The 25,775-nt window shown below is 49.0% G+C and carries 13 protein-coding genes; 3 read left to right on the top strand and 10 right to left on the bottom strand.

Features of this window, described 5'->3' with window-relative positions; translation table 11 throughout:
* The first annotated feature begins 80 nt into the window (after window positions 1-80).
* From pepA to A5320_RS03845, 3 genes are all read left to right on the top strand, one after another.
* Window positions 81-1,589 carry a leucyl aminopeptidase gene (gene pepA / locus A5320_RS03835; RefSeq protein WP_068061124.1) on the top strand — a complete coding sequence of 503 codons (1,509 nt, stop codon included), beginning with the start codon at window positions 81-83 and terminating at the stop codon, window positions 1,587-1,589.
* A gap of 248 nt (window positions 1,590-1,837) precedes the next feature.
* Window positions 1,838-2,284: a DNA polymerase III subunit chi gene (locus A5320_RS03840; protein ID WP_068061127.1), complete on the top strand. Its 447-nt coding sequence runs from the start codon at window positions 1,838-1,840 to the stop codon at window positions 2,282-2,284.
* 13 nt (window positions 2,285-2,297) lie between these two features.
* Window positions 2,298-5,177, top strand: coding sequence for a valine--tRNA ligase (locus A5320_RS03845; protein ID WP_068061130.1), 2,880 nt, complete (start codon window positions 2,298-2,300; stop codon window positions 5,175-5,177).
* A gap of 106 nt (window positions 5,178-5,283) precedes the next feature.
* On the opposite strand, the gene A5320_RS03850 is transcribed toward A5320_RS03845, so the two are convergent.
* The 10 genes from A5320_RS03850 to A5320_RS03895 all read right to left on the bottom strand — a co-directional run bounded on the left by A5320_RS03850 (window position 5,284) and on the right by A5320_RS03895 (window position 25,775).
* Window positions 5,284-6,399, bottom strand: a complete 1,116-nt coding sequence (locus A5320_RS03850) for a hypothetical protein (protein WP_068061133.1) — start codon at window positions 6,397-6,399, stop codon at window positions 5,284-5,286.
* Window positions 6,400-6,702: 303 nt separating this feature from the next.
* A complete protein-coding gene (locus tag A5320_RS03855; RefSeq protein WP_157605617.1) occupies window positions 6,703-8,154 on the bottom strand; it encodes an FAD-dependent oxidoreductase in 1,452 nt (483 codons plus the stop codon).
* Between the two features lie 74 nt (window positions 8,155-8,228).
* Window positions 8,229-9,938, bottom strand: a complete 1,710-nt coding sequence (locus tag A5320_RS03860) for a cyclic peptide export ABC transporter (RefSeq protein ID WP_068061139.1) — start codon at window positions 9,936-9,938, stop codon at window positions 8,229-8,231.
* 34 nt (window positions 9,939-9,972) lie between these two features.
* Window positions 9,973-15,825: a non-ribosomal peptide synthetase gene (locus A5320_RS03865; RefSeq protein ID WP_068061140.1), complete on the bottom strand. Its 5,853-nt coding sequence runs from the start codon at window positions 15,823-15,825 to the stop codon at window positions 9,973-9,975.
* 79 nt (window positions 15,826-15,904) lie between these two features.
* Window positions 15,905-16,627: a thioesterase II family protein gene (locus A5320_RS03870; RefSeq protein ID WP_197489968.1), complete on the bottom strand. Its 723-nt coding sequence runs from the start codon at window positions 16,625-16,627 to the stop codon at window positions 15,905-15,907.
* Between the two features lie 45 nt (window positions 16,628-16,672).
* Entirely contained in the window at window positions 16,673-16,876 is a 204-nt protein-coding gene (locus tag A5320_RS03875) for an MbtH family protein (protein WP_068061146.1), read from the bottom strand.
* 14 nt (window positions 16,877-16,890) lie between these two features.
* Window positions 16,891-19,314, bottom strand: coding sequence for an ADOP family duplicated permease (locus tag A5320_RS03880; protein WP_082971516.1), 2,424 nt, complete (start codon window positions 19,312-19,314; stop codon window positions 16,891-16,893).
* An 11-nt stretch (window positions 19,315-19,325) separates the two neighbouring features.
* The gene (locus A5320_RS03885) at window positions 19,326-20,030 is read right to left on the bottom strand and encodes an ABC transporter ATP-binding protein (protein WP_068061152.1); all 705 of its coding nucleotides are present in this window, start codon (window positions 20,028-20,030) and stop codon (window positions 19,326-19,328) included.
* Between the two features lie 109 nt (window positions 20,031-20,139).
* Entirely contained in the window at window positions 20,140-21,306 is a 1,167-nt protein-coding gene (locus A5320_RS03890; protein WP_197489969.1) for an efflux RND transporter periplasmic adaptor subunit, read from the bottom strand.
* Window positions 21,307-21,422: 116 nt separating this feature from the next.
* Window positions 21,423-25,775, bottom strand: coding sequence for a non-ribosomal peptide synthetase (locus A5320_RS03895; RefSeq protein WP_068061158.1), 4,353 nt, complete (start codon window positions 25,773-25,775; stop codon window positions 21,423-21,425).

Here is a 25,775-nt window from a genome sequence, read left to right on the forward strand (position 1 = left end):
TGCAACTTCAAGGATGACGGGTATAGCGGCGCTGAAGCTTGCACCTCCCCGACCATCGTCTCTTAGAATCAGGAGTTGACATGGAGTTCAGCGTTAAAAGCGGAAGTCCGGAAAAACAACGCAGTGCTTGTATTGTAGTTGGCGTGTACGAACCACGCCGGTTATCTGCGGTGGCCGAACAATTAGATAAAATCAGTGAAGGTTATATCAGTAACCTGCTGCGCCGCGGCGATCTGGAAGGTAAACCCGGCCAGATGTTGTTGTTACACCATGTCCCGAATGTGCTGAGCGAGCGGGTGTTGCTGGTCGGTTGTGGCAAAGAGCGTGAACTGGACGAACGTCAGTACCGCCAAATCATCGCTAAAACCATCAGCACCTTAAACGAAACCGGTTCGATGGAAGCGGTGTGCTTTTTATCTGAACTGCACGTCAAAGGTCGCGACACCTACTGGAAAGTCCGTCACGCGGTGGAAACCACCCAGGATTGCCTGTATGTGTTTGATAAGCTGAAAAGTAAAAAAGACGAAACCCGTCGTCCTTTGCGCAAAATTGTATTTAATGTACCAACCCGTCGCGATTTAACCATCGGCGAAAAAGCGGTGGAACATGGCCTCGCCATCGCAGCCGGCATTAAACAATGCAAAGACGTCAGCAATATGCCACCGAATATCTGCACCCCGGCCTGGCTCGCCGAGCAGGCTGTTGGTCTGCATAGCATTACCGACAAGCTCAGCATTGAAGTATTAGGCGTCGCCGAAATGACCGCGCTGGGCATGCATTCGTACTTAGCGGTGGCCAAAGGCTCGGACAACGAAGCCAAAATGGCGGTGATTAAATACCAGGGCGCGATGGATAACAGTGCGCCAGTGGTACTGGTCGGTAAAGGGTTAACCTTTGATACCGGCGGCATCAGCATCAAACCAAGTGATGCGATGGACGAAATGAAATACGACATGTGTGGCGCCGCTTCAGTGCTTGGCACCATGAACGCCGTCGCCACGCTGGGCTTACCGCTGAACGTGATTGGTGTATTAGCCGCCGCTGAAAACATGCCGGACGGTAAAGCCTATCGCCCTGGTGATGTCCTTACTACCATGTCAGGTCAGACGGTAGAAGTACTGAACACCGACGCGGAAGGCCGATTGGTGCTTTGTGATGCGCTGACGTACGTCGAACGCTTTGACCCGGACGTGGTGATTGACGTGGCGACCTTAACCGGTGCTTGTGTGATTGCTCTTGGCAAACATGCTTCTGGTTTACTCAGTAACCACAATCCGCTGGCGCATGAAATTCTGAATGCTTCCGAGCAAAGTGGTGACCGCGCCTGGCGTCTGCCATTGTGGGATGATTACCATGACCAACTGGAAAGCCCATTTGCTGATTTCAGCAACTTGGGTGGTCGCGCCGCCGGTACTATTACCGCCGCCTGCTTCCTGTCAAAATTCACCCGTAAATACAACTGGGCGCATTTGGACATTGCAGGCACTGCCTGGCGCAGTGGCGGTAAAGACAAAGGCGCCACGGGTCGCCCTGTCGCCATGCTGACGCAGTTTTTAATTAACCGCGCCGGACATCATCCGGAGAGTTAAGCTGACACTAAATAGCTATACCCAAAATCATTGAAGATTTGGGTAGGCGGCAACTGAACGAATCCGCAGGAGCATAGTGAACTATGTGACTGCGGTGAGCGAAGGCGGCCAACACCCCCAAATCTTCAAGGATGAAGGGTATAAAACTGCAAATTCAACTGGCCCGGATATCCTGGCCAGTTTTGTTTTGAGCCAGCTACTGTTGTTATAGTTGTTGAGTTGATTGTCGTAAACAGGAAAGCCACTTGATGCAAGTACAGTTTTATTTGCCAGCCCCAGCTGACCCGGCCGATCCAGTGCAAAATGCTGTACCGGCGATGATCTGGCAGGCTTGTTTGTTATGCGCCGAACTCTATCGCAATAACCAAAAGGTGTTTGTCTACTGCGCAAATCAGCAAGACGCTGAACAGCTGGATGAGGTATTATGGCAGTTTGATGCGCACAGTTTTGTGCCGCATAACCTGGCTGGCGAAGGCCCTGCCCGCGGTGCTCCCATTGAAATCAGCTGGTTGCCACCCAAGAATAGCCGTCAGGTGCTCATCAATTTAACTTCGACTGTGCCGGTTTTTGTCAACAGGTTCAGTCAAATCATCGAATTTGTGCCGCAGGCGGAATCTGATAAAGACATCGCCCGGCAAAAGTATAAACATTATCGCCAGCTAGGTGTGACGCCACAAACCGTCCAGGCCAGCTGAAACAGGTATCGAAATGGAAACGAAATTTAACCCAAGTCAAATCGAACAGGCCATGTATCAGGCCTGGGAAAGCAAAGGCTACTTCAAACCTTCAGGTGACAACAGCAACGGCGCGTATTGCATTATGATCCCGCCGCCAAACGTTACCGGCAGCCTGCACATGGGCCACGCGTTTCAGCAAACCATTATGGACGCCCTGACCCGCTACCAACGGATGCAGGGTAAAAACACCTTGTGGCAAGTCGGGACCGACCACGCCGGTATCGCCACTCAAATGGTGGTTGAGCGTCAGTTAGCCGCGCAAGGCAAACCGGATCGCCACGCCATGGGCCGTGAGGCTTTTATCGAAAAAGTCTGGGAATGGAAAGCCGAATCCGGTGGCACTATCACTGAACAAATGCGTCGTTTAGGCAACTCGGTGGACTGGGAAAAAGAACGTTTCACCATGGACGATGGCCTGTCGAACGCCGTGCAGGAAGTATTTGTCCGTTTGTATCAGGACGACCTGATTTACCGCGGCAAGCGTTTAGTCAACTGGGATCCAAAATTACACACCGCTATTTCTGATTTAGAAGTAGAAAGCAAAGAGCAACAAGGCCATTTCTGGCACTTACGCTACCCGCTGGCCGATGGCGTTTTAACTGCTGATGGCAAAAACTATTTAGTGGTTGCGACCACCCGTCCTGAAACCATGCTTGGTGATACTGCTGTTGCAGTAAATCCGGATGATGAACGTTATCAGTCGTTGATTGGTAAAGAAATTCTGCTGCCGTTGGTGAATCGTCGAATTCCGATTATTGCCGACGAGCACGCCGACAAAGAAAAAGGCTCGGGTTGCGTGAAAATCACCCCGGCGCATGACTTTAACGACTACGAAGTCGGTAAACGTCATCAGCTGGCGATGATCAACGTGATGACCAAAGACGCCACTATTCGCACCGAAGGTGAGTGTTTCTTTACCAATGGCGAAGAAAACCTGAACCTCAGCGCACCAATTCCGGCCGATTTAGCAGGTCTTGACCGTTATGCCGCGCGTAAAGCTATTGTTGCTGCTTTTGACGCCGCTGGCCTGTTAGACAAAATCGAAGCGCTGACCAACACCCTGCCTTATGGCGACCGCTCTGGCGTGGTGATTGAGCCAATGCTGACTGACCAATGGTATGTGCGTGTGGCGCCGATGGCCAAAACTGCGATTGAAGCGGTGGAAAACGGCGACATTCAGTTTGTGCCAAAACAGTATGAAAACATGTACTTCAGCTGGATGCGCGACATTCAGGACTGGTGTATTTCGCGTCAGCTGTGGTGGGGTCACCGCATTCCAGCCTGGTATGACAATGACGGTAAAGTTTATGTTGGCCGTGATGAAGCCGAAGTGCGCGCTAAACACGGTTTAGCTGCTGATTTCGCGCTGCGCCAGGACAACGACGTGCTCGATACCTGGTTTAGCTCAGCTTTGTGGACCTTCTCGACTTTAGGCTGGCCGGAAAATACCGAAGATTTAAAAACCTTCCACCCAACCGATGTGTTGGTGACTGGTTTTGACATTATTTTCTTCTGGGTTGCCCGGATGATTATGATGACGATGCATTTTGTTATAGATGAAAACGGCAAGCCGCAAGTGCCATTTAAAACTGTTTATGTTACCGGTCTTATCCGCGACGAAAACGGCGATAAAATGTCAAAATCTAAAGGCAACGTCATCGATCCACTGGATATGATTGACGGTATTAGCCTCGACGATCTGCTGGCCAAACGCACCAGCAACATGATGCAGCCGCAGCTGGCCGAGAAAATCGGCAACCAGACTAAAAAGCAATTCCCGGAAGGTATTGATGCCTGTGGTACCGATGCGCTGCGCTTCACTTTAGCCGCGCTCGCCTCCACCGGCCGCGATATCAACTGGGATATGAAACGCTTAGACGGTTACCGCAACTTCTGTAACAAGCTGTGGAATGCCAGCCGTTATGTCACCATGATGACTGAAGGCAAAGATTGTGGTGTGGCCTCCAATGGTGAAAGCAGCGGCGAGATGAAACTGTCGTTAGCCGACCAGTGGATTTTAAGCCAGTATCAGCAAACAGTGACGCAGTTCCGCCAGTATCTGGACAGCTATCGTTTTGATATGGCAGCCAATACCCTGTACGAATTCACCTGGAACCAGTTCTGTGACTGGTACCTGGAACTGACCAAACCGGTGTTATTTAAAGGCGATGACGCGCAGCAACGTGGCACCCGTCATACGCTGCTGACGGTGCTGGAATCGTTATTGCGCCTGATGCACCCGATTATGCCGTTTATCACCGAAGAAATTTGGCAGCGCGTAGCCCCGATGATCCGCACCGATCTGCAAGCAGGCGACAGCATTATGCTGCAGGCGTATCCACAAAGTAACACGGCGCTGGTCAACGACAACGCCGCTTCGGATATCGAATGGGTGAAGAACTTTATCGTCGCCATCCGTAATATCCGCGGCGAGATGGACATAGCGCCAACTAAACCACTGCCGTTATTGCTGCGCAATTTATCAAGCGATGACAGCCGTCGGTTAGAGCAAAACCAGGCACTGCTGCTGAATCTGGCCAAGCTCGACAGCATCACAGTGCTGAGCACCGCCGATACCGCACCAGCTTGTGCCGCGCAGCTGTTAGGCAGTATGGATTTACTGATCCCAATGGCTGGCCTCATCGATAAAGAAGCCGAACTCACCCGCATCGCCAAACAGCTGGAAAAAATGCAGCAAGAAGCAGCGCGGGTTGCCGGTAAACTGGCGAACGAAGGTTTTGTTGCTAAAGCACCGGAAGCGGTTCTTGCGAAAGAGCGTGAAAAACTGGCAGATGCAGAGGCTGCTATTGTGAAGTTGCTGGCACAACAAGCGGAAATCGCAGCAATCTAAGCTGTTGATTATATTTGCTTTGCTCAAAAATATCAAAAGGCGACCTGCGGGTCGCCTTTTTGTTTAACCAGTTCGCTTAAAACTGATATCGCTATGAACGAGTAATTTATGCGTTTTTTATAGATTTAATCATATTAGCTAGCTGTTCGAGTCCATCAAATGTCGTTGGTACATTCGTCGGATCGGTTGTAAGGCCAGAGAATATAAGTGTTTCAAACTTTTCCAAAAGTTTTGGTGTAGTTGCGGACATTTCTTTAGATCTTTCAGAATAACTCTCTATAAACTGACATAGCGACTTTCTCAGTTCCAGCTGAACTACCTGCGTAGTAATCTCTTTTCTTGTGCTTAATACGATTCTGAAAAAATAAAGGACAAAAAAATCTAATGCAACAAATGGAATATAATTTATTAAATATGAAGTCAAGTCTATTCTCGTTCCATAAACGCTTGGCTCTGGATACAGCCCAGTAAATATTTTAAACATAGGCGGAGCTACTAGAATCACTGTCAATATAAAAATAAGAATACTATTTAAGTGCAAACTTGCTTTTTTAGATTTAAGCAAATTTTGAAAACCATGCGAAATATTTGCAAAATTGTAACTGCTTGAAAGATTCTGAAGCTCTTTATTTAAACTCTCAATCCTTTGAAATTTCTCATCGACTGATGAATCCCATTTTTCGAGTTGGGATAACACCTGAGAAACCTTAAAGTCTGAGTCTTTGTATTTAGAAAGTTCATCAATAATGGATTGTTGAGATCCTTGCTGTGTTTGAATTTTAACATTTACTCTGTTATGCACTAATATTGATGGATGCAAATTAAAAGAATAGTTTCTGTAGACATTGACTGAATCATCGCTCGGATAATAGCTATCAATATAACTACGAAGGGCCGTGCATATCTCATCTCGTCCAGTAAATTTATAATGTTCAACCACAATAGAATGCTCTATTAAAAATCGGTAAAAAATTAATGCAAGCACACATCGATCGTCATTACTCGAACTACCGTAGCCCAAAACTCTATTGATTAATTGATCACCGATAGAACTATAATTATATTCGCAATTATCTATAATGCCATCCACATACTGCTGAAAAAAGCTGCAACATTGATATATTAAATCATCAACATCCTGACGCTGATCAATCTTTTCTATTTCCTCATACAGAATTCTGAGTTGCACTTTCAAGTCTGCTTTAAATTCCCCTTTAGACACTGCCAGCCGCTTATTTATTAAAAAATACCAAGTGCAATACGGCAACTTGAAATTCGCTTGTAATTAAAAAATTATGTACGTTAATTAAAAACCGTCCTCTACTCCAAAATACTCGCCACAATCGCCAACACTTCTTCCACCGCTGCTGCCGGTGCCTTTTCAATTAGTCGGGCATGCCGGACATTGATCAGATTCAGTGAAACTGACCTTTAAACACGGTTTTAATGAGTTAACGACCTCCGGCTGAGTTCAGTCGGGAGATGCTGCTTGCGCGACTTTGGTGGCGACCGGCAGGCAGCATGGTTAGTCTTTTATATGCGTACAAATCCGGTGACAAAGTGCTAACAGCGTGATCGTTGGGTTGGCCAAGGCAGACGTACAAAACACGGATGTGCTGGCAATATAAAGATTGTCCGAGCCATGCAGGCGGCAGTATTGATCAACGACCCCTTTGTCTGGTTGATCTGACATGCGAGTTGTACCCATGTGATGTGACGCCAGGGTCATGTATTTAAAAAGCGCTGTTTCATCAAACACATAATCCAGATAACCTAATTCACTTTTCTGTAAGTCTGCATCAAACAGTGCCAACATAGCCTGCAAATTGATGACATCCTGCCGACTAAAGTGCCAGTGAAGCTGCAAGGCAGAATGTCCGTTCACCGGTGGCAACAACGATACATAACTCTGCTCCGTTAACTGCTGTTCCAGCATAAAAAATGCCGGATAAAATACTTGTCCGTCACTTTCTAAGCGTCGTTCAAGCGTTATAGTGCCGTTGGGTAATTTTTTACGCCGCTGAGCGTTTTCGCTTAGCTTGAAAAGCTTATGGGGAGTGCTGGAGTCTTTATTCACATACTCTTTCAACAGCAGGCTGTCTTTTGCCAGCGGTAAACACAGGCCTGCCTGCCGGCCTGGCACAGAGCTAGGCAAGCGAAAGATCGCATGCCCACAAAAGTATCGTCCAACCAGTCCGTGATCATTGCCAAGTCCTTGCGGGAACTGACGGTTTGAACTCAGCAACAAACGGACGTTCTCAAGGCCGCCAGCCGCGAGTATGAACGTTGTTCCGCTCACCTGATGCTGTTCTCCGTCGGCACTTTCAATACAAACATAATCGATATGTTTATCGCCACTACGATTCGTCACAATTTCCTTTACCGTTGCGTTGATTAACATGCGTATATTTGGTCGCGTCGCAATTCCTCTTTTAAATCGGTCATAGTCGCTACCAGTATCCTCACCTGTTAACGGCGTAAAAGTTCTGATGCTGCTTTCAAAGTTATATCTGTTGTTGATAGAGAAATCGGCCCTTGCCCAATCGTCGGCTTTAGTCAAAGTTGGGATCTGCATGTCACGGCAGGCTTTTTCAACATGCGGTACCAACGTCTGGTAATCGACTGGCCACCCACTCATTGGCATATAACTGCGGGCTTTAAAGTCGACCGGGTCCATAATGGCGCACTTTCCTCCCCATTTGTTTGCGGCACCGCCAAAAGCAAACTGTCTGGATTCATGCAGATAGTGGTCTTGTTGAAGAACTTCACCGTCTGGTTTGATAATGTGTGTCAGGCCTTTGGCGGCCGCATCAGCCGCCAGACTTTTGCTTATATCGCCACTTTCTAACACCAACACTTGTTTGCCGCTGGCGGCCATCTCTCTGGCAATAACAAGCCCGGCGATACCCGAACCAATAATGACAATATCGGCGTTGAGATCAACACCAACGGCCCCAGCCGCGAAATCGATAATCAATTTGTCCTCCACATAGCTCTTCAGTCAACTATTTAGTTCTTCCTGCACCAAGGGCACCTCCCCCGGAGCGCTCGTCACTCCACAACGGCTTGCATCAACAGAGAATCGACCTGAGCACGTTCAACTGATCGCGCGCTGACAGTGGCAGCAGCTCCTGTCGGTACTTGATAGATAGTACCGCGGTCCATTCTCAGTAGCTGGTCAGCGACGTGAAAGTACTTATCATCATGAGAAATCACAAAGACGATTTTATTCATCGCTTTGAGCATGGGCAAAATTTCAAAATAGAATACTGCTTTATATTCTGGATCCTGATCGGCTGCCCACTCATCGAAGAAATAAATGGGTTTGCTCTCGAGAACTGTTGCTAGCAGCGCCAGTCGTTTTCGCTGTCCTTGTGAGTATTTATTGGCAGTTATCTGTCCCTGGTCAAAAACGACTTTGTCCTGTAACTCCAGTTTATGGAGCATCAAGTCCAACAACTGTTGTTGTTCGGCAGAAAGACAGTCGTCATGGACCCGGTTGAATAAGTAGAAATCGAAAAAAATCATCGAAAAAAGGTCGCGGTACGATGTCATATCAATATCTGACAAAGCCACCCCATTGACCAAGATCTTCCCTTCCGTCGGTCGATATAACCCACACATCACCTTGGCTAAGGTCGTCTTTCCGCTGCCATTACCGCCGACAAAAAAGATCACCTCGCCTGGTCTTGCGGTTAGGTCAAATGGCCCCAGCGCGAAACCTGCCTCGTTTCCAGCAGTTTCGTATCTGAAACGCAATTGCTGAAAGCTCAGTGTAACCCCGTCAGTGGATATATCGATTTGGCGACCTGTCGCCAATTCTTCTGCCATTTCAAGCTTGGATAATTTGTTCAGAGAGACCCGAGCGTTGACAATAACAGGAACAGCGTCGATCAGGTTCATAATTGAACCACGGATAAACAACAAGACGACTGAATAACCAACTAGCGCCTCATTACTGACAGCAAAGACAAAACTCCCTAAATAGATAATCAGCGCAATGGCAAAAAACGACACAAAAACACTCCATCCGGTATAAATCGCCGTGAACATATCCCTCTTATTGGCTTGAGTTGCCATATTGCCGATGTTTTCTGTCGCATCCCCTTCAATAATCTGCTTTCTTCTGTCCCGGCTCAGTTTTAGTTCTCTGAAACCATGAATCAAGTCATCGTAATGTTTGTACAAAGTGTCATGACTTGTTCTGAACTTATCACTGTAGATGTGTATTTTGCGCACCAGTGTGCTTTGTGAAAAGGTAACGCTCACCGCAACAACACCTGCCAACACTAGGAATAAGTCAAAAGACAGATACGCCATATAAACAAAAGCAGTCACGATAATGGTTCCATTTAGTACCACTAAAGGGAAGCGCCGAAAGCCCTGGCCTATCACAGGTACATCAGTGGTGAAAATTGCATAAATCCGATTCCAGCCAATTTTCTCCAGATCCTGCAGACTGCTTTTGAGGACTTTATCAATCAGGTAAAGTCGTAATTCTTCAATGACCTGATTACCCAGCCGGTTTAACGACAATGTGGATAAAAAACTCATCAGAAAAAGAATGAGTGCCAATCCAAACAGACTATATAAACCCGTTAACTTATCTAAATCATAGGGAAGCAACTCTCCACTAATCAATGAACTAATCAAACTCAATGTACCGATAGTGATCAGTGCACTGGCCATGCTCGAAATAACCCCAAAGAGAATCAACCAGCGCTGCTCCCTTATCAGTTTCAGTATCAAATTTTGTTTCACTTCAAAATCTCCTTGCCGCTGTTAGTCAATAGATTCAGCGGACCATTCCATATGTGTCTGAACCATTTAACATCAGATTTTTGATGATGCTTGCCAATGCCGGATGTTCAGCCACCCCGACATGACTACCGGGTGCTTCGACTATCCTGATAGTTTCAGTTGCGTATTGTTGTATATATTTTCGAATCTGGTGCTGGCGTGGATGAATAGCCAGACCTTGTGTCGCTTCAATCAACGTGACCTTGCCAGCAAGCCGGTTGCTCGGATGGTAGGAGTAGTAAAATTGCAGCTGTGATTGGACTGCACGTAGATATCCGCCAAACGCTTCTTCGCTAAAGCTATCTGGCATCAGGCCACAGAGCCGAAGTTGTGAAAACAATTCAGACGGTGTCAGTGCGCTAGACTGGTCTGCAATCCTGTAATGAACTGACCCGGGTAAACGGGACTGCATAAACTGACTAGTCGACATTGGCGTTTCTGCAGGGTCAATAGCACCAAGGATACTATCCAGCAAAATCAGCTGAACCTGATGGCCCCGCAGTTCAAGCAAGACAGCAAGTTCAAACATGATGTTTCCGCCAAAAGAATGCCCGAGCAAAGTGTAGGGACCTTCGGGCTGATGAGTCAGTATGTTGTGCAGGTACTGCCGCAATCTGCTATTTAGTGGCCAATCATGGCAGTCATTTTCAGCAGTTGTAAACTGATCAATTCCAGGTGTAGAGAGCAAACCAATTCTAAAGTCTGCGGCCAGTGCGGCCACTAACGATTGGTAACTACTGACACTTGCACCCAGCGCCGGCGCTAAAAAAAGGATTGGTTCGTTTAGTGGGTTACCAGACATCTGAACCTTACATTGAACCTGTTTAGGCGCACTGTGTTGCAAAGACCTCAGGTACTGTTCCTGTTTGCGCACGGTGTTAGACCGCAGCAACGCAGCCGCATCACCTTCAATCCCAAACTGCAGGCGCAGAGCCGCCAGCAACTCCATCGTCAATAATGAATGCCCGCCATATCTAAAAAACTCGGTATCAAGATCAATATCTTGGGATTCCATACACAGCAATTTGGCCCATAAATTCCGAATTTGTAACTGTTCCTCTGTGAGCACGGCAGTCCGTGATACATAGGACAATGCATCGCTGGCATCTAGATTGATGGCAGCTGACAGTTGTGGCGCCTGAGCCAGCGGTTTGCCTGTCCATGGTACATCCTGCAGAGCCTGCTGTGGCGCTTGTACTAAATTCGTCAGCAGCTGAAGGTAGTGATCAAAGAGCAATTGCTGGAACTCATCAGACACCAGATCTTGCCGAAACATCATGGAGCATTTGAGTTCTGCCCCATTATCAAGCCAAGAGCAAGTCATGCGGCCCACATTATGCCGGACATAATCAAAATACGGACTGATTTCCCAGTTCTCAAACAGCGTTGCCGTTTTTGCCTGACTCAACTCAACCCGCTTAAACGCAAACATGATATTGTCATCGAGCAAGGTGGCATTCCCATTTATCTCACGAGCCATCGCGATGACTTCGTGATAGCCAATCTGGGCATTGCTGAATGCCTCTACACAGCAGTCCCGCACCTGCCTGACTAAGGTAATAAAATCAGCATTCATATCAATTTGATTACGCAGAATCAGTGTGTTTACAAAAAAACCAACTAACTGTTCAAGCTCTGGGGATTCCCGTTCAGCAAATGGGGTAACCACAACAACATCAGTGATCCCAGACACTTTCGTCAGCATCAACTGATAACTTGCAAGCAAGGTGGCATATATGGTTGTATTGTTTTGCGCGGCCAGTTGTCGTAGTCGCTGACTCAGCACTGGTCCTAATTGCAACTCTTTTACCACGGTCTTGACTGGTATTTGCTCTATCAGTTCTGGCAATGGCGGATAGAATTGCGGCGATAAATCGGCCAGTTTTACACGCCAGTACTCTTTCTGCACTGACAGCTCACCCGCTTGATACTGTTGATTCAGCCAATAGGCATAATCATTGTATTGCACACTGAGTTCAGGCAGCTCAGGCTCTCTTTGCTCACTCAGAGCAGTGTAAATTCGCACCAAATCTTTGCGAATTACTTGCATTGACCATCCATCTGAGAACAGGTGATGCATTGTCATGCACAATACAAATTTGTCGTTTGCTAACTGAAATACATGCAATCGAAGGGGCAATTCATATTGCAGATCGAAACTTCGTAGATGCTCGTTTTGGACAATATTCTCGATAGCCGCATCAGGTTTAATGTGACGCCGAAAATCCCAGAACTGCCAGTTCATTCGATGTGCTGGTTGCACACTCAGTTGTTGCTGATTATCGTTGCGAATAACATTGGTTCGTAGCGTTTCATGCCTTGCAATCAAACGAACAAAACTTTCCTTGAGCACGCCGACATCTAACGGTCCTTTGATCAACACCGAGTAGCTCATGTTGAAGTCCCCCGTATCTGGTGGACTTAGCGCCTCTGACAACCAAAAACTCAGTTGCCGGTATGACATCGGCGCCTGCAGCTCGCCACGCCGTCTGATGGCAAGTTCTACCGCGTTGCCCGTCAGCAAACGTTCCCGGCAGAGCGCAGCCTGTAATCTGATTGTACTGCGGTCGAACAGCTCTTTCACCGAAACTTTCAGCTTCAACTGGTTTTGCAGTTTCATCGATGCCCACATAAACAACAACGAATGAACACCAAAATGCCACAAACTCTGCTCAACACTGATTTGTGGTTGCCCGGTCAACTCTTGCCAGATTTGCGCCAGCACGATTTCGATTTCATCCGCAGGCGCCACATAGCACTGCTCAACCTGACCGGGCGCAGGCAGAGCGCGCATATCGAGTTTGCCATTAATGGTCATCGGCATACGCTCTACCTGGATCCACTGATTTGGCAACATATAAAACGGCAGTTTTTCCTGCAGTGCTGCAGTCAGATCAACGGAGTCAAGCGCCTGACCATCCGCAGATAGGTAGTAGGCAACCAGTTGCTGGTCATTGTTGTGCTGAAACAGACGGACGGCCGCTTGCCTGATACCGGGTATATGGCTGATCGCATGCACGATGTCATCCAGCTCCACACGGAATCCGCGTAGTTTAATCTGATTGTCGGTTCGTCCTTTGTAAATCAGTTGCCCCTGATGGTCCCAGCACACCAAATCCCCGGTCCTGTACAGACGATGGGTCCGGTTATCCGCCAGCATGATATTGACAAATCGTTCGCGGGTCAGCTCCTCTGCATGATAATAGCCGGTTGCCAAACCGGCGCCGCCAACATAAAGTTCGCCAGTACAACCTGGTGGCATCAGCCGACGATGCCGGTCGAGTATAAACAACTGATTGGCGGACAACGGTCCGCCAATTTGTGGTTGCGTGGAGCATGCAGCTAAATCACAGTATGACGCGTAAACGGTGCACTCCGTCGGTCCATAGGCATTGAAAATCCTACAACCAGTAGTTTGGGCCAGACGTTGTAAACGTTGCCACATCGCCTCACTGATCCCCTCACCCGCAACCAGAAAACACTTTGGTAAATATCGGAGCAGGGTGGCATCCATGGTATCTAGTATTAGTTGGAAATAACTGGGCGTACAATCAAATACAGCAATCGGATAACTCTGCCAGAAGTTCCAGAGTTGTTCCAGATCTTGCTTTTGTTCATCGGTCACCAGCCTTAAAGTTGCACCGAAATATAACTGCACGATCTGGGTGACGGATACATCAAAAACCAGCGAGGCATTAACAGCAATATTGGTTTCCTCGCGATACCAATCGCCGGCATTGAGGATTTGTTGCTGAACAGCCCGCCCCTGATTAAGAATCGCGCCATGCGATACGGCAACTCCTTTTGGAGTGCCGGTCGAACCCGAAGTAAAAATTACATAGGCTAACGCGTCTGGCGCGACAGTCCCAAGTTGAGGGACAGCATCGGCAACTAACCACTGCGACTCATCAAACAAATCCAGCATTTGCTCCGGTCGCTGTAGCGCACTCCAACTGGTGGCTTCAGATAACACTAATGACACCCGGGCTTTGTCAAGGATTTGGCCAATACGTTCCGGCGGATGACGCACGTCCAGTGGTAAATAGGCAACGCCGGCTTTCCAGCAAGCTAACATCGCCAGAATACTGCGACTGCATTTTCGGCTATAAAGCGCCACGACCGCGCCCGATGTCACACCCATCGCTTGAATAGTCGCCGCCAGTTGATCGCTGCGTTGCGCTAACTGAGCAAAAGTGAAGTGGGTGGTATCGCAAGAAACGGCCGTACGATGCGGAACCATCTGAGCAAGTCTGGCAAACGTCTGCAGATAGCCGTCGTCCGAGGCTGCCAGTGGTTTCGTTTGTCCCCAACTGAGCACAGTGTCAGTCTGCGTTTTAGGCAACAAATGGAGTTGCTGCAACCCGGTATCACACTGTTGCAACAGCTGCGGGATAGCAAACGCCATCTGCTCAAGCATCTGTGTAGCCCAGGGTTCAGCCACCCTTTGCTGATCAAACACTAGCTCTAATCGGAACCCGGTTGACTTTTCAACCACATAAAACGCCAGTGGAAACTTCGGGGCTAATTGGCGACTGCCAAAAGCGCTGACCTCAAGAGCAGAGTGTTGTGCGTATTCGGTCGACTCAGCAATGTTTTGTTCCCGGTGAAAGCTATAGAGCACCTGAAAAATAGGGTGCTGATCCTGCTGACGTTCAACCACCAGTTGGGTGACCAACTCTTCAAATGCAACATCCTTATGATCAAAAGCCTGCAAATAGGTCTCTTTCGCTTGCGCCAGTAAAGACACGAACGACTGCTGCTCATCTATCTGGCTACGCAACACCAGAGTATTCACGAAGTAGCCCAACAAACCTTGCAACTGTGTCTGATCCCGGTGACTAACCGGGGTCCCCAGCACGATGTCGCTTCGATCCTGCGCACGTGCGAGTAATAAACTGAACAGACTGTAAAAAAACACGGCATGCGTGGTCTGGTGCTGTCGGCAGAAGCCGGTGATAGCATCACTCACGGCCGGCTCCAACGCCATTTTCGCCGAGCCAGCGACTTTGGGCACAATCTCAGTTGGTGCAAATGGGTGAAACTGCAGGGGCTCCGGTAACAGACTGAGCTTTTGTTGCCAGTACGCTAATTGTCGTTGCTGTTCGGCCTGCCCCTTGTGCTGCCGCTGCCACAAACAATAATCCAGATACTGGATGGGTAAATCTGTCACTGCTGGGCGACGCCCGTGACTAAACGCTATATAGGCCGATAAAAGCTCCTGTTTGAACAGCTCTAATGAGTGGCCATCCATAATCAAATGGTGGAAATTACAGGCAAACACATAATGATCAGCAGCAAGTTGTAGAAGCATCGCACGCCACAATAGTCCCGTCAGATCAAAAGGCGTATTCGCGTCGGCTTTGACCCGCGTTGATGCCTCTGCAACCGGATCAGCTGATGTCGTAAGGTCAACGTAGTGATAACAGAGTGGCTGTGTTGAGACTGATAAGACGACTTCTTGCCCTGCTTCTTGGACACAACAACGCAGCAGTTGATGCCGTTCAGCCATCCAGAACAGCGCTTCGCGAAACGCATCGGGCCCGAACCGTCCTTTAAAGCTGACACTCAATGGCATGTTGTAACTGGACTCATCCACCAGCGCCATGTTGGCGGTTAGCCAGAGCCCACGCTGATAAACAGAAAGAGGCGCCACCGTCGCATCGGTACGCGGTATGACCGCGCTGCCCGCCCGGGCATTGCTCAACGTCAATTCAGCGATCAGGGCGGCTTTTTGCTGCCTGATCTGCTGACGCAAAGCATCCGTTAATTTGCCCTGTGGCGCATGCACACGCAATTCGCTGCCATGCACAGAGAGCTGGATTTGGTTATCAGCCAGCTCTCTGAACAAGGATATTGTTGTTCCTTCTGCATTCATTATTGATGTCTCTGTCTGTTTAGATTGTCAGTGCTATAAAAATATTTCATCGCTACAAGTGCCTGCACAGGACCGACATAAAGTGTTTGTCTTGTTGCAGATAAAAATGATCGCCATCAAACAGCTGGCAACTGAACGACTGTGATGTGTGCTGCTGCCATCCCCTGAGTTCCTCCACAGTCACCATCGGATCCCGGATACCACCCATAGCAACAATCGGACATCGCAACGGAGAGCCCGGTAGGTAGGCATAGGTTTCATTCACGAGAAAATCTGCGCGCAACTGCGGTAACAAGAACTGCATCAGCTCCTGATCCTGTAGAAACTCAACCGGAGTACCGTTTAACAAAGCTAATTCATCGATGAAATCCTGATCCGACAGAGCATGCGTCACAACGCCCTGTCCCGGCAGATGTGGGCCTCGTTTTGCAGAGACAATCAGAGACTGCGGCGATAGATCCAGCTTACTCCGCAGCATCCGGGCCAGCTCATACGCTAACAGCGCCCCGAGACTATGTCCGAAGAACACAAAAGGTTTATCCAGATATGGTTCAATACTGTCAAACAATGTGTCAACAATTGCAGTGAGACTGGTCATTGGGGGTTGATCCAACAGGTTTTCCCGCCCTGGCAACTGCACAGCAATTAATTCGATGTCTGCGGGCAAGCACTGCGCCCAGTGCCGGTAAAAACCCGCACCGCCACCGGCAAATGGGAAACAAAAAATTCGTTTGGTGGCATGTTCCCGCTGTTGCCAACGAACAAAGTAATTCATGAACTCGCTCATAGATTAAAAGGCTCTGTCCCGAAGAAACTATTGTTATGCCTGCTTCAGCGCATTTCTTAAACTAAGTGGCCGAATATCAGTCCAGATGGTTTCGATATGCCGCAAGCATTCCTCCTTATTGCCAGTAGTTCCCTCAGCGGTCCATCCCAATGGCAACTCGCGCTCCGCAAACCAAATCGAATATTGCTCTTCGTGATTCATGACCACCTTATATTGTTGTTCAGTTGTATTTTGCATGCTTATCCCCCTATTTACACATGTCGAAGCGCCACAATTGGCTCAGTTTTGATAGCTCTGACGATCGGCAGCAGCGACGCCACCAGAACAACCAGCGCCAGCGTAAAAAACACTAGAACTAAGGATGTCAGATCAAAAGCACTGACCCCATAGATTTGACTGGCCATCACACGGCCGAGACCAACACATAACACAGCACCAATCAGGCTGCCGAACAAATACTGACGGTAAGTCCGGGTCAGCAACATGGTTGCTAATTCTTTTGGGGTCGCCCCTAACGCCTTCCGGATCCCCAGCTCTTTGCTTTGTCGACTAAGGTTGTAGCTTAGAGTCCCAAAGATCCCAAATGCTGATAACATCACTGCCACCGAAGCAAATCCACTATAGATTTTTGCCATCAGCGCATCCAGCAGATAACTCTGCTCAATGGCCTGGTCTAATGTACGCAGAAAGTAGGCTGCGATTTCAGCATCCGCGCTTTTAATCATTTGTTGCAGCGCGTTAATAGCTGTGTTCGCTGGTAACATTGTGCTGGCCATCACACTGACAAAACTCTGATTTTGTTGTAGCAACGGCATATACAGTACGGCTTTGACCTCATCGCGGACATCGCCGTGCACAATATCGCTGACAACCCCAACAATTGTTGCCCATGGATGGTTTTCCGTAGCCAGTCCTACCCGAATCTTCTGACCGATGGCACTGTCAACATCAGGCCACCATTGCTGCGCAAAAGTCTGATTGACCACCACCACCGGTGTAGAGTCAATTTTGTCCCGACTGTCGATAATACGCCCCGCCAATAGCTTACTGCCCGCCATTGCAAAAAAAGCACCATCCACGCTCACTGACTTGCTGACTGGATAATCCGACAGTTTAGAAACTGCCCGGCCCCCCAGCGTGTAGTATTCCGGAGGCGCAGCAATTCCCGGCAAACTGGTGGTTAAAGCAAACGCACTGATTTGAGGATTGCTTTGTGCCTCGTATTTCAGCCGCTCGATAAAACGATGCCGCGCTTCAACCGTTGCGTAATTCGCAGTATCCAATGCCACCCGCCCAGTAGCGGTCACCCCTGGTAGGTGTTGTTGCGTTGTCTGATTGATCTGCTGACCGCTTTGTAACATCAGTACTGATGAGTACAGCAATGCAAATGACAGACTGATCTGCACCAAGGTCAGTCGTCCGCCAACTTGTTGAGCACTACCGGGGTTTTGCGGCATTTCCTTCATCAGTAACATCAGATTAGGACTGGCTGAGCGTAACGCCGGATACAATCCGGTCAGCATGGCTGCGGTACAAATCAACACACAACTAAATAACACTACAGCGCTATCTAACTGATACGTAACCCAAAATGGCATACTACCTGCTTGGCTCAATAAGTTCTTTCCGGTCCAGGCACCCAGCCAATATCCCAAGGGCACCCCAAGTACCCCCCCGCCCATAGAAATAATTAAACTCTCTAAAACCTGACGGAAAATAAACCGGCGACGGGTTGCTCCAAGAGCCGCATGAATGGCTGTCTCACGCATCCGGGCTGCACCTTTGGCGAGAATCAGATTACCGACGTTCACGCAGGCAATCAGCAAGACAAATACACTGGCAGTCAACAGGGTGTAGATGATGATTTTCGTCTGAAACGAATTCAAACGGGTAAATTCTTCCGTATAGGGTTTAACCTCTGCAGAATAGCCCTCGTTGGTCTCTGGATACTGGGTCGCCAAGTCCTGCATGATGGAGGCAAGCTCCGATTTCGATGCAGCCATTGAGACTCCGGACTTGAGCAGACCCAAGACCTCTAAACCAATCCCATCGCGGCGTTTTGCTTCCAGTTTGTTAAAGTTCACCGGTATCCAAACGTACTGGTCAACCGGAAAACGATACCCTGTCGGCATCACTCCAATAACCGTGTGGGTATTCCCATTGACCCGCAGAGTTTTACCAATCACACTCGGATCCTTGCGGAAAAACTCTTGCCAGACCACATCGCTAATCACAACGACCTGGGCACTGCCCGGCAAGGTATCATCTGCGGTGAATCCCCGTCCAAGCAAGGGACGAACCCCGGTGACTTCAAACAGGTTCGAGGTCACCACCGCCGAATTGTAACGGGTGCCGCTTTGTCCAACCGATAAGGTCGCGAACGATGGATAATACGCTGCAAAAACCGCAAAGCTCTGCTGTCGCTCCTCCCAGTCGAGAAAATCCCGATAGGTTGCTGCCGTGGTGCCGCCGGTATTAACGCGAAACTCTAAATGCATTAACCGCTCAGCGTCTTTAAAAGGCAATGTTTTATAGTAATAACCCTGAATAGCGCTGAACATATAAATGGTAGCCGACAATCCGAGGGCGATTCCTGCGACTGATAGCAACGAAAACAGCCAGCTATGCCGCAACGACGACCAGACCTGTATTAACTCGATACGAATGACTGTCATTTCAACCTCGATCAGAAATTGGCGGCAGATTTGGTTTTAACCGCCAGCGTGGCGATCCGACCATCATGCAGATGGATGTTCCGCTGTGCTAGATTGGTGTATCGCTCATCATGGGTAACCATACAAATCGTCGACCCTTCACGATGTAAAGCTGCCAGTAATTCCATCACCGCAGCCCCGTTTGCAGAGTCCAGGTTCCCAGTTGGCTCATCGGCCAACAGCACTTTGGGGTCGGTCGATAACGCTCTGGCGACGGCAACTCGCTGCTGCTGGCCACCGGATAACTGCCCCGGATAGTGTTTCAGTCGATGCACCATATTAACCTTCTCCAGCGCATACATTGCTTTTTGTTTGATTTCTTGCTGGTTGAGCCGCCTCTGATAAATCAATGGCAGCGCGACATTATCAAACACTGATAACTCAGGGATCAGGTTAAATGACTGAAAAATAAAGCCAATATCTCGATTGCGGACCTGAGCCCGCTGGGTTGCATTAAGCTCTGTTACGTCGGAGCCATTTAGTTTATATACACCGCTGCTGCAAGTATCCAATAAGCCCAAAATGGATAGTAATGTCGATTTACCACACCCCGACGGGCCGGTGATGGAGACAAACTCTCCCTGCATTACTTGCAACGAAACCTGACTCAGGGCATGGGTATCCATTTCGTCGGTGACAAAAACCTTATTGATCTGCTCCAATTCAATCACATTCATGATGGCCTTCCAACTCTTTGATGGGTGTATTCATGTAGAACCAATTGCTCGCAAGCCGGCATCAATGTCTGACAGCGTGCTGCCGGGATTGACCTGCAAGCAGCTTGATTCATTCGGTTAATTTCAGCTCTATGTTATCAAACCACTGCGCCATATCGGTTAAGATGATTTGATCACCCGGTTGCAATCCTTCCAGCACCTGGATAGCGGAAGAAGATGCTTTACCAAACTGCACCTGGGTTCGTGCTGCACGATGACCGTTCTTGTTCAGTTTGAACACAAAGCCGGAACTGCCGGGCGCTGTTGCGGCCGGCTTCTTGACAAATAGCACATTCTGCAATGTCTCCACCGCGATCTCTGCATCAACACTTAAATCTGGTCTGACTCCCGCCGGTAACGGTTCGGTCATCGCAATATCGACCTGAATAGTGCCATTGGTCACTTTAGGATCAACACGAATCACTTTCCCGGATAGCCACTCGCTTCGGGTATCCACCTTGGCCTGCTGTCCTATCTGTAATTCACGCCCCAACGCTTCCGGGACCTGGATTTCAACAATCAGGTCCTGCATATTCACAATGCGCGCGACATCCGAGCCCATCAACAGGTTTTGCCCTTTTAATGCGGTCAGCTCCTGCACTACCCCCTTACGATCGGCGACAATCAGTAACGAGTTCACATCCTTCTGTCGTGCAGTCAACACATTATCCAACAGCGCTACTTTAGCCTCCTGCGCACGAATCTGAGCATCAAAGGAGTCTTGCAACTTCGCCAGCTTGGTCTCTTCCAGTTTCACCACAAATTTATCCTGCTTCACTTTTAACTGTGTCCGCTCAAAAACCACCCTCGGGATAATGTTGATCTTTGCTAATTCAGCCTCGGAGTCCATTTGTAATTTATTACTTAAGTAGGCGGTTTTGGCCTGGGCCAACGCACTTTCCTGATTCAGACGCTCACTCGTGAGTTTGCCCCTCAACACGGTGAGCTCGTCTTTCGTCACATTTAACTCAAGCGACGCTTCCTCGACCTTTTGCAATAGTTGACGGTTAAACAACTGCAGGAGAGGCTCGCCCGGTTCGATGGTATTGCCAGGTTTGACGAATACTTTCTCGACAATGCCGTCGACTTCAGATGTCACCCAAGTAACCTCCCGCGGCGCAAACACGCCGGTTCCCCTCACTTTCCGATGGAAGTCGCCTTGCTCTACTTTATCGACAATCAGAGTATCTTTGGCCACAAATGGCACTGCATCAGCCAGTTGCAGATAAGCGACCACCACAATGCCTAATATAACCAGTCCAGCAAGGTTCCATTTATTTTTTAACACGGCAGTACGTTGTTTTGTTTTTACTACATCCATATCGGGTACTCACATTTACACATCAGATTGACCTAAAATGATTCAGTGATCAGCTCTTCCTGGCTTTGGCTGGGATCACTACTGCGATACACCTGACGGATCTGCACACTGCGGTCGATCAACGCAGCCTGCTCCTGAAAATTGGGGGTCCGCATGATATCCCGAATCGTCAGTTGTAATGCAAAATGCTCGTTGAGCAGGTAACTCAACTTCACAGCCGCCAGAGAATTACCGCCTAAAGCAAAAAAGTTCGACAATCGCACCGAAGCGTCCAGATGTAAAATCTGTTGCCATAGGCCTGCTAAAATCAGTTCAGTATCCGTTTGCAGTGCTGTTGTTTGCCCTGAAACATCCAAATCCCGCTTAACCAGTGCTTGCAGGGTCCGCTGATCGACTTTTCCTGAGCTTGTCAGTGGGATCTGGGCCACATTCATCACCACCGCGGGCACCATATACTCGGGCAGTTGGGTTTGCAGGTCTTGCTTTACTGCTGCTGCCGACCGCTCTGAAACGATAAACGCACACAACATTTTCGTTTGCGCAGACATTTCAACCACTAAAATCTCAGCTTGCTGGCAACCGAGCTGTCGCATTTTGGCGGCAATTTCATGCGGTTCAATTCGAAAGCCGCGGAACTTAATCTGAGAATCGACCCGTCCCAAAATTTCAATTGAACCATCCTGACGTTGCAGTGCCAGATCACCTGTCGCATAAATTCTGCTTTCAGTCGTCACCGCCGTGTTAAACGGATTGGGCAAAAACGCTGCGGCCGTCAGACCAGGAGCTTGATGATAACTGGTTGCAAGGCACAGACCGCTGATATAAAGCTCGCCAACCATGCCAACAGGTTTCGACTGTAAATCAGCTGTACAAACATAGCAAGAGGCATGCGGAAGATTCCGGCCGATGCTGACTCTGCTGGCAACCGCTGTACCTGCAGCAGATGCAAGCGGTATCGCGCCGTCTGAAACCGTAATGGTTGTTTCGGTCGGACCATAATTATTGAGTAAACGCACAGCTGGCAGCACCTGTAGCCATTGTTTCACAGCAACCGGGCTCGCCGGCTCCCCGGCAATAGCGACAGATTTGAGGGCGGCAAACGCCTGTCTCACGTGTGAGTCAAGACCTGCACAAATCGCATGCCAGTAACCGGTTGGCAACCGTAACCGGGTGATCTGATAGTGTTGCAATACTGCAATAAAGTCGGTGACCGAAATGTCCTTGTCTTGTGGATACAACACCACGCTGGCGCCAGCCCACAAGGTGGCAAAAATCTCCTCAATAGACAAGTCAAAAGATAAAGTATTGAATTGTAATTGATTATCAGTTTGGTCCAGCCCTGCGACCGCGACCCAGCTTTGGCAGTAGGCATCCAGTGTTTTTTGTGGGACGACCACTGTTTTGGGAGTGCCGGTACTACCAGACGTAAACAACACATAAGCCGGCCTGTCCGGACAAGGGGATGGCGCTCGGTAAGTCCCATCTGTGTGGCTATCTGCAAACAAAGTCGTCGTCATCAGCGAAGGGACGGTATCGGCTAACAAAGAGAAACGCTCAGACCGACAAATCAGTAAATCTGGTTTTGCCAGCTCGAGCAACATCGACAGACGTTGGTCCGGTAGCTCAGGCAGCAACGGCATCACGCCGCAACCTGATTTGAGAATTGCAATGTACATCAGCATCGTATCGAGATCTCTGATAGCCTCGATTGCGATAATCGCATGCTTGATGGTCAATTGCCACTGTAGCCGCAGAGCCAGCCGGTCGGTGATCTCATCCAATTGAGAGTAGCTGATCGTTCGCTCGCCCTGTCTGAACGCAATCTGTGCTGTGGTCGCGGCAAAATGACGGATGCGTTGTAAAACAGGCATAGCGGGCGGCGTCATCGCACCAGCAAACGACTGCCCAGGCTGCGTCTGGATGAGCTGGGCCTGAATAAACTGGCAAAGGCTCGTCTGCAAAAAGCTCGGTTCAGCACGCTGTTGCCAGCAAAGATGCAACCGCTGCATCAACAGATCCATTGTGGCAGCTTGATAGCGCGCGCTGTCGTACCACAGCGAGCACCGATTGTCGGGTCCCTCCTGCTCCAATAACAAAATAAGACCCAGTGACACATGCTGTTCAAATAATTGTTTTACAGACAACTGCCCAGCATCAGCAGGCGTTGACGACATCACGATGATCGCAGGCGTAAAGTCAGTGCAACGGGCCAATACCTCAGAGCCGTCAGCCAACTCCACCTGATGACACCACACAGCAAATTGTGATTGAAAGGCCGCCAACTGCGCACCATTTAGCTGCGGTCCGTTAAAATCGACTGCAAGTGGTAACACCCCTGCAGCCGGACCAACAACCCCCACACTGAAATTCGTCTGATGGGTATAGATGGCAAGCAACATTGCCACAACGCCGAACAATGCAGGTTCATCAGTCTTGTCAACCGACAGGATCTGCTGACATAACGCGATCTTTTTAGCTGGCTCCCTATGCCAATCTGCCGGGAATGCCAGAGGAACAGGTGCCAGTTGAGCCTGCCAAAACATCTGGCGCTGCTGCGATTGCTGATACTGGGGCGTGTCCCGGTAGCAAACACTATTGATCGGCCATCCAGGGGCACGCAGCAATGCCTGATCATCGCTGCCACACCAGCTTAACGTAGTTAATGGCACAGTCGGGTAGTTTAATACCGACTCACTTAACTGGATAAAACTACGCGCCAATGCCTCAATCCGGACACGTTCAAACAAATCGGTTGTGTAGTGGATCCAGCCTTGCAGCCCTTGCGAGGTTAGCTTGAAGACAAAATTGAGGTCAAAATTTGCGTTCTCCACCATGTTTTTCATATCAAACTGTGCGGCCGTCACAGGCTGCGTCTGCCGCCCGATGTTGTCATCACCCGGTTGCGTGAGTTTCATCACCAAACAGACCTGACTAACGGGCTCATAACTGGAGTCCCGCACCGGCTGTATATCGGCAACCACCTGCTGAAATGGAAATCCTTGATGGCTAAAGCCATCTTGCACTGTCAGTTTATTCTGTTCCAGCAAGGCAGAAAAGTTGTTAGAGAAGTCAATTTTAGCTCTGAAGATCAATGAATTAAGGCAAGGTCCGACCATGTTTTTAAAGGCTGGATTAGCCCGATTGGCAACCGGCGAGTTAATGCAGATATCGGCTTGATCACTATAGTTGGCCAATAGCAGCTGGACAATGGTCAGGTACAACATAAAAGGCGATGCGCCCCGTTGCTGGCCAAACTTCTCTAACCGCGTACTAAGCTCAGTGGGGACAGTAAATCCGACAACAGCCCCTTTAAAACTACGTTTTTCCGGGCGATATCGGTCCGAAGGTAACACCAACAGAGGCGGGCTCCCCTGCAGCTGGTGTTGCCAGTACTGTCTTGAGCCTGCAGACGAAGCACGACCGGCAACTTGTCGTTCCCAAAATGCGTAATCACGATAATCAAACGGGACTGCCGGTAATGAGACTGTCGGCATCCCGCTGTATTGGCGGTATAAACTGACAAACTCTTTGTTCAGAACATCGTTTGACCATGCATCGGTAGCAATGTGATGCAAGGCAATCACCAGAACCGCATGCCTGGCGTCGCACTGCAACAGACCAAAACGAATGACATCGCCGGCACTGAGCTGAAATGGCTGTTTACAAAATGTGCTGATTTGCCGCTCGACCCAATCACTGTCAGGCACAACGGCAGTCGGCGCAGCCCAATCCTGGTTCAGCTGATGTAATGGCAGCGGCTGAGGCGGCATCACGCGCTGAAACAACTGTTCACCTTTGAGAAAAAATCCGGTGCGCAGCACCGGGTGACGAGCCACCAGCTCGTTACAAACCCGTTCAACCAACACGGCATCCACTACAAAACCGGACAGCGGCAAGACTATCTTTACATTGTAGATACCGTCTACCTGCTCCAGTTGTTCCACCAGCCAAAGCCTCTCCTGAAAAAATGAGGCAAGAACTTCGGTATCAGGTGGCGCTTTGCTGACTATTTGCTGACTAGCCGCCTGCACTTTGGCCCCTGCAATGATAACAGGCTTGTATTGGCGTAAGGCTGCAATCTCAGTGCTGCTAAGCGGTTCAGCGGACCGGACCTGTAACTGGTTGCCTTGCAGAATCATCGAGGCTTTTTTAGTCGTCAGTTGTTCGAGCAACTGTAAAAAGGCTGGCTCGAATTGAGGATTGGTCTGCGTTTCATAATGACGGGTATACAAATCGATCATTGCATTTTTATGGATCCGTATTGCCGCATCTATAGCGGGCGTCATAGCACCTGGCGGCACATGACAACGGAGCTTGCCATCTGCCACCTCGAATCTGATGGCGGCTTTGGTCGTCTGTTCAAGCAGTTCTGCTAATGTCAGCAT

The organism is Rheinheimera sp. SA_1, assembly GCF_001669775.1.
Lineage (GTDB): Bacteria > Pseudomonadota > Gammaproteobacteria > Enterobacterales > Alteromonadaceae > Pararheinheimera.

Excerpts from the sequence above, each read along its gene's own strand:
- pepA (WP_068061124.1), top strand. The coding sequence starts at position 81 with ATGGAGTTCAGCGTTAAAAGCGGAAGTCCGGAAAAACAACGCAGTGCT.
- A5320_RS03840 (WP_068061127.1), top strand. The coding sequence starts at position 1,838 with ATGCAAGTACAGTTTTATTTGCCAGCCCCAGCTGACCCGGCCGATCCA.
- A5320_RS03845 (WP_068061130.1), top strand. The coding sequence starts at position 2,298 with ATGGAAACGAAATTTAACCCAAGTCAAATCGAACAGGCCATGTATCAG.
- A5320_RS03870 (WP_197489968.1), bottom strand. The coding sequence starts at position 16,627 with ATGAATTACTTTGTTCGTTGGCAACAGCGGGAACATGCCACCAAACGA.
- A5320_RS03875 (WP_068061146.1), bottom strand. The coding sequence starts at position 16,876 with ATGCAAAATACAACTGAACAACAATATAAGGTGGTCATGAATCACGAA.
- A5320_RS03880 (WP_082971516.1), bottom strand. The coding sequence starts at position 19,314 with ATGACAGTCATTCGTATCGAGTTAATACAGGTCTGGTCGTCGTTGCGG.
- A5320_RS03885 (WP_068061152.1), bottom strand. The coding sequence starts at position 20,030 with ATGAATGTGATTGAATTGGAGCAGATCAATAAGGTTTTTGTCACCGAC.
- A5320_RS03895 (WP_068061158.1), bottom strand. The coding sequence starts at position 25,775 with ATGCTGACATTAGCAGAACTGCTTGAACAGACGACCAAAGCCGCCATC.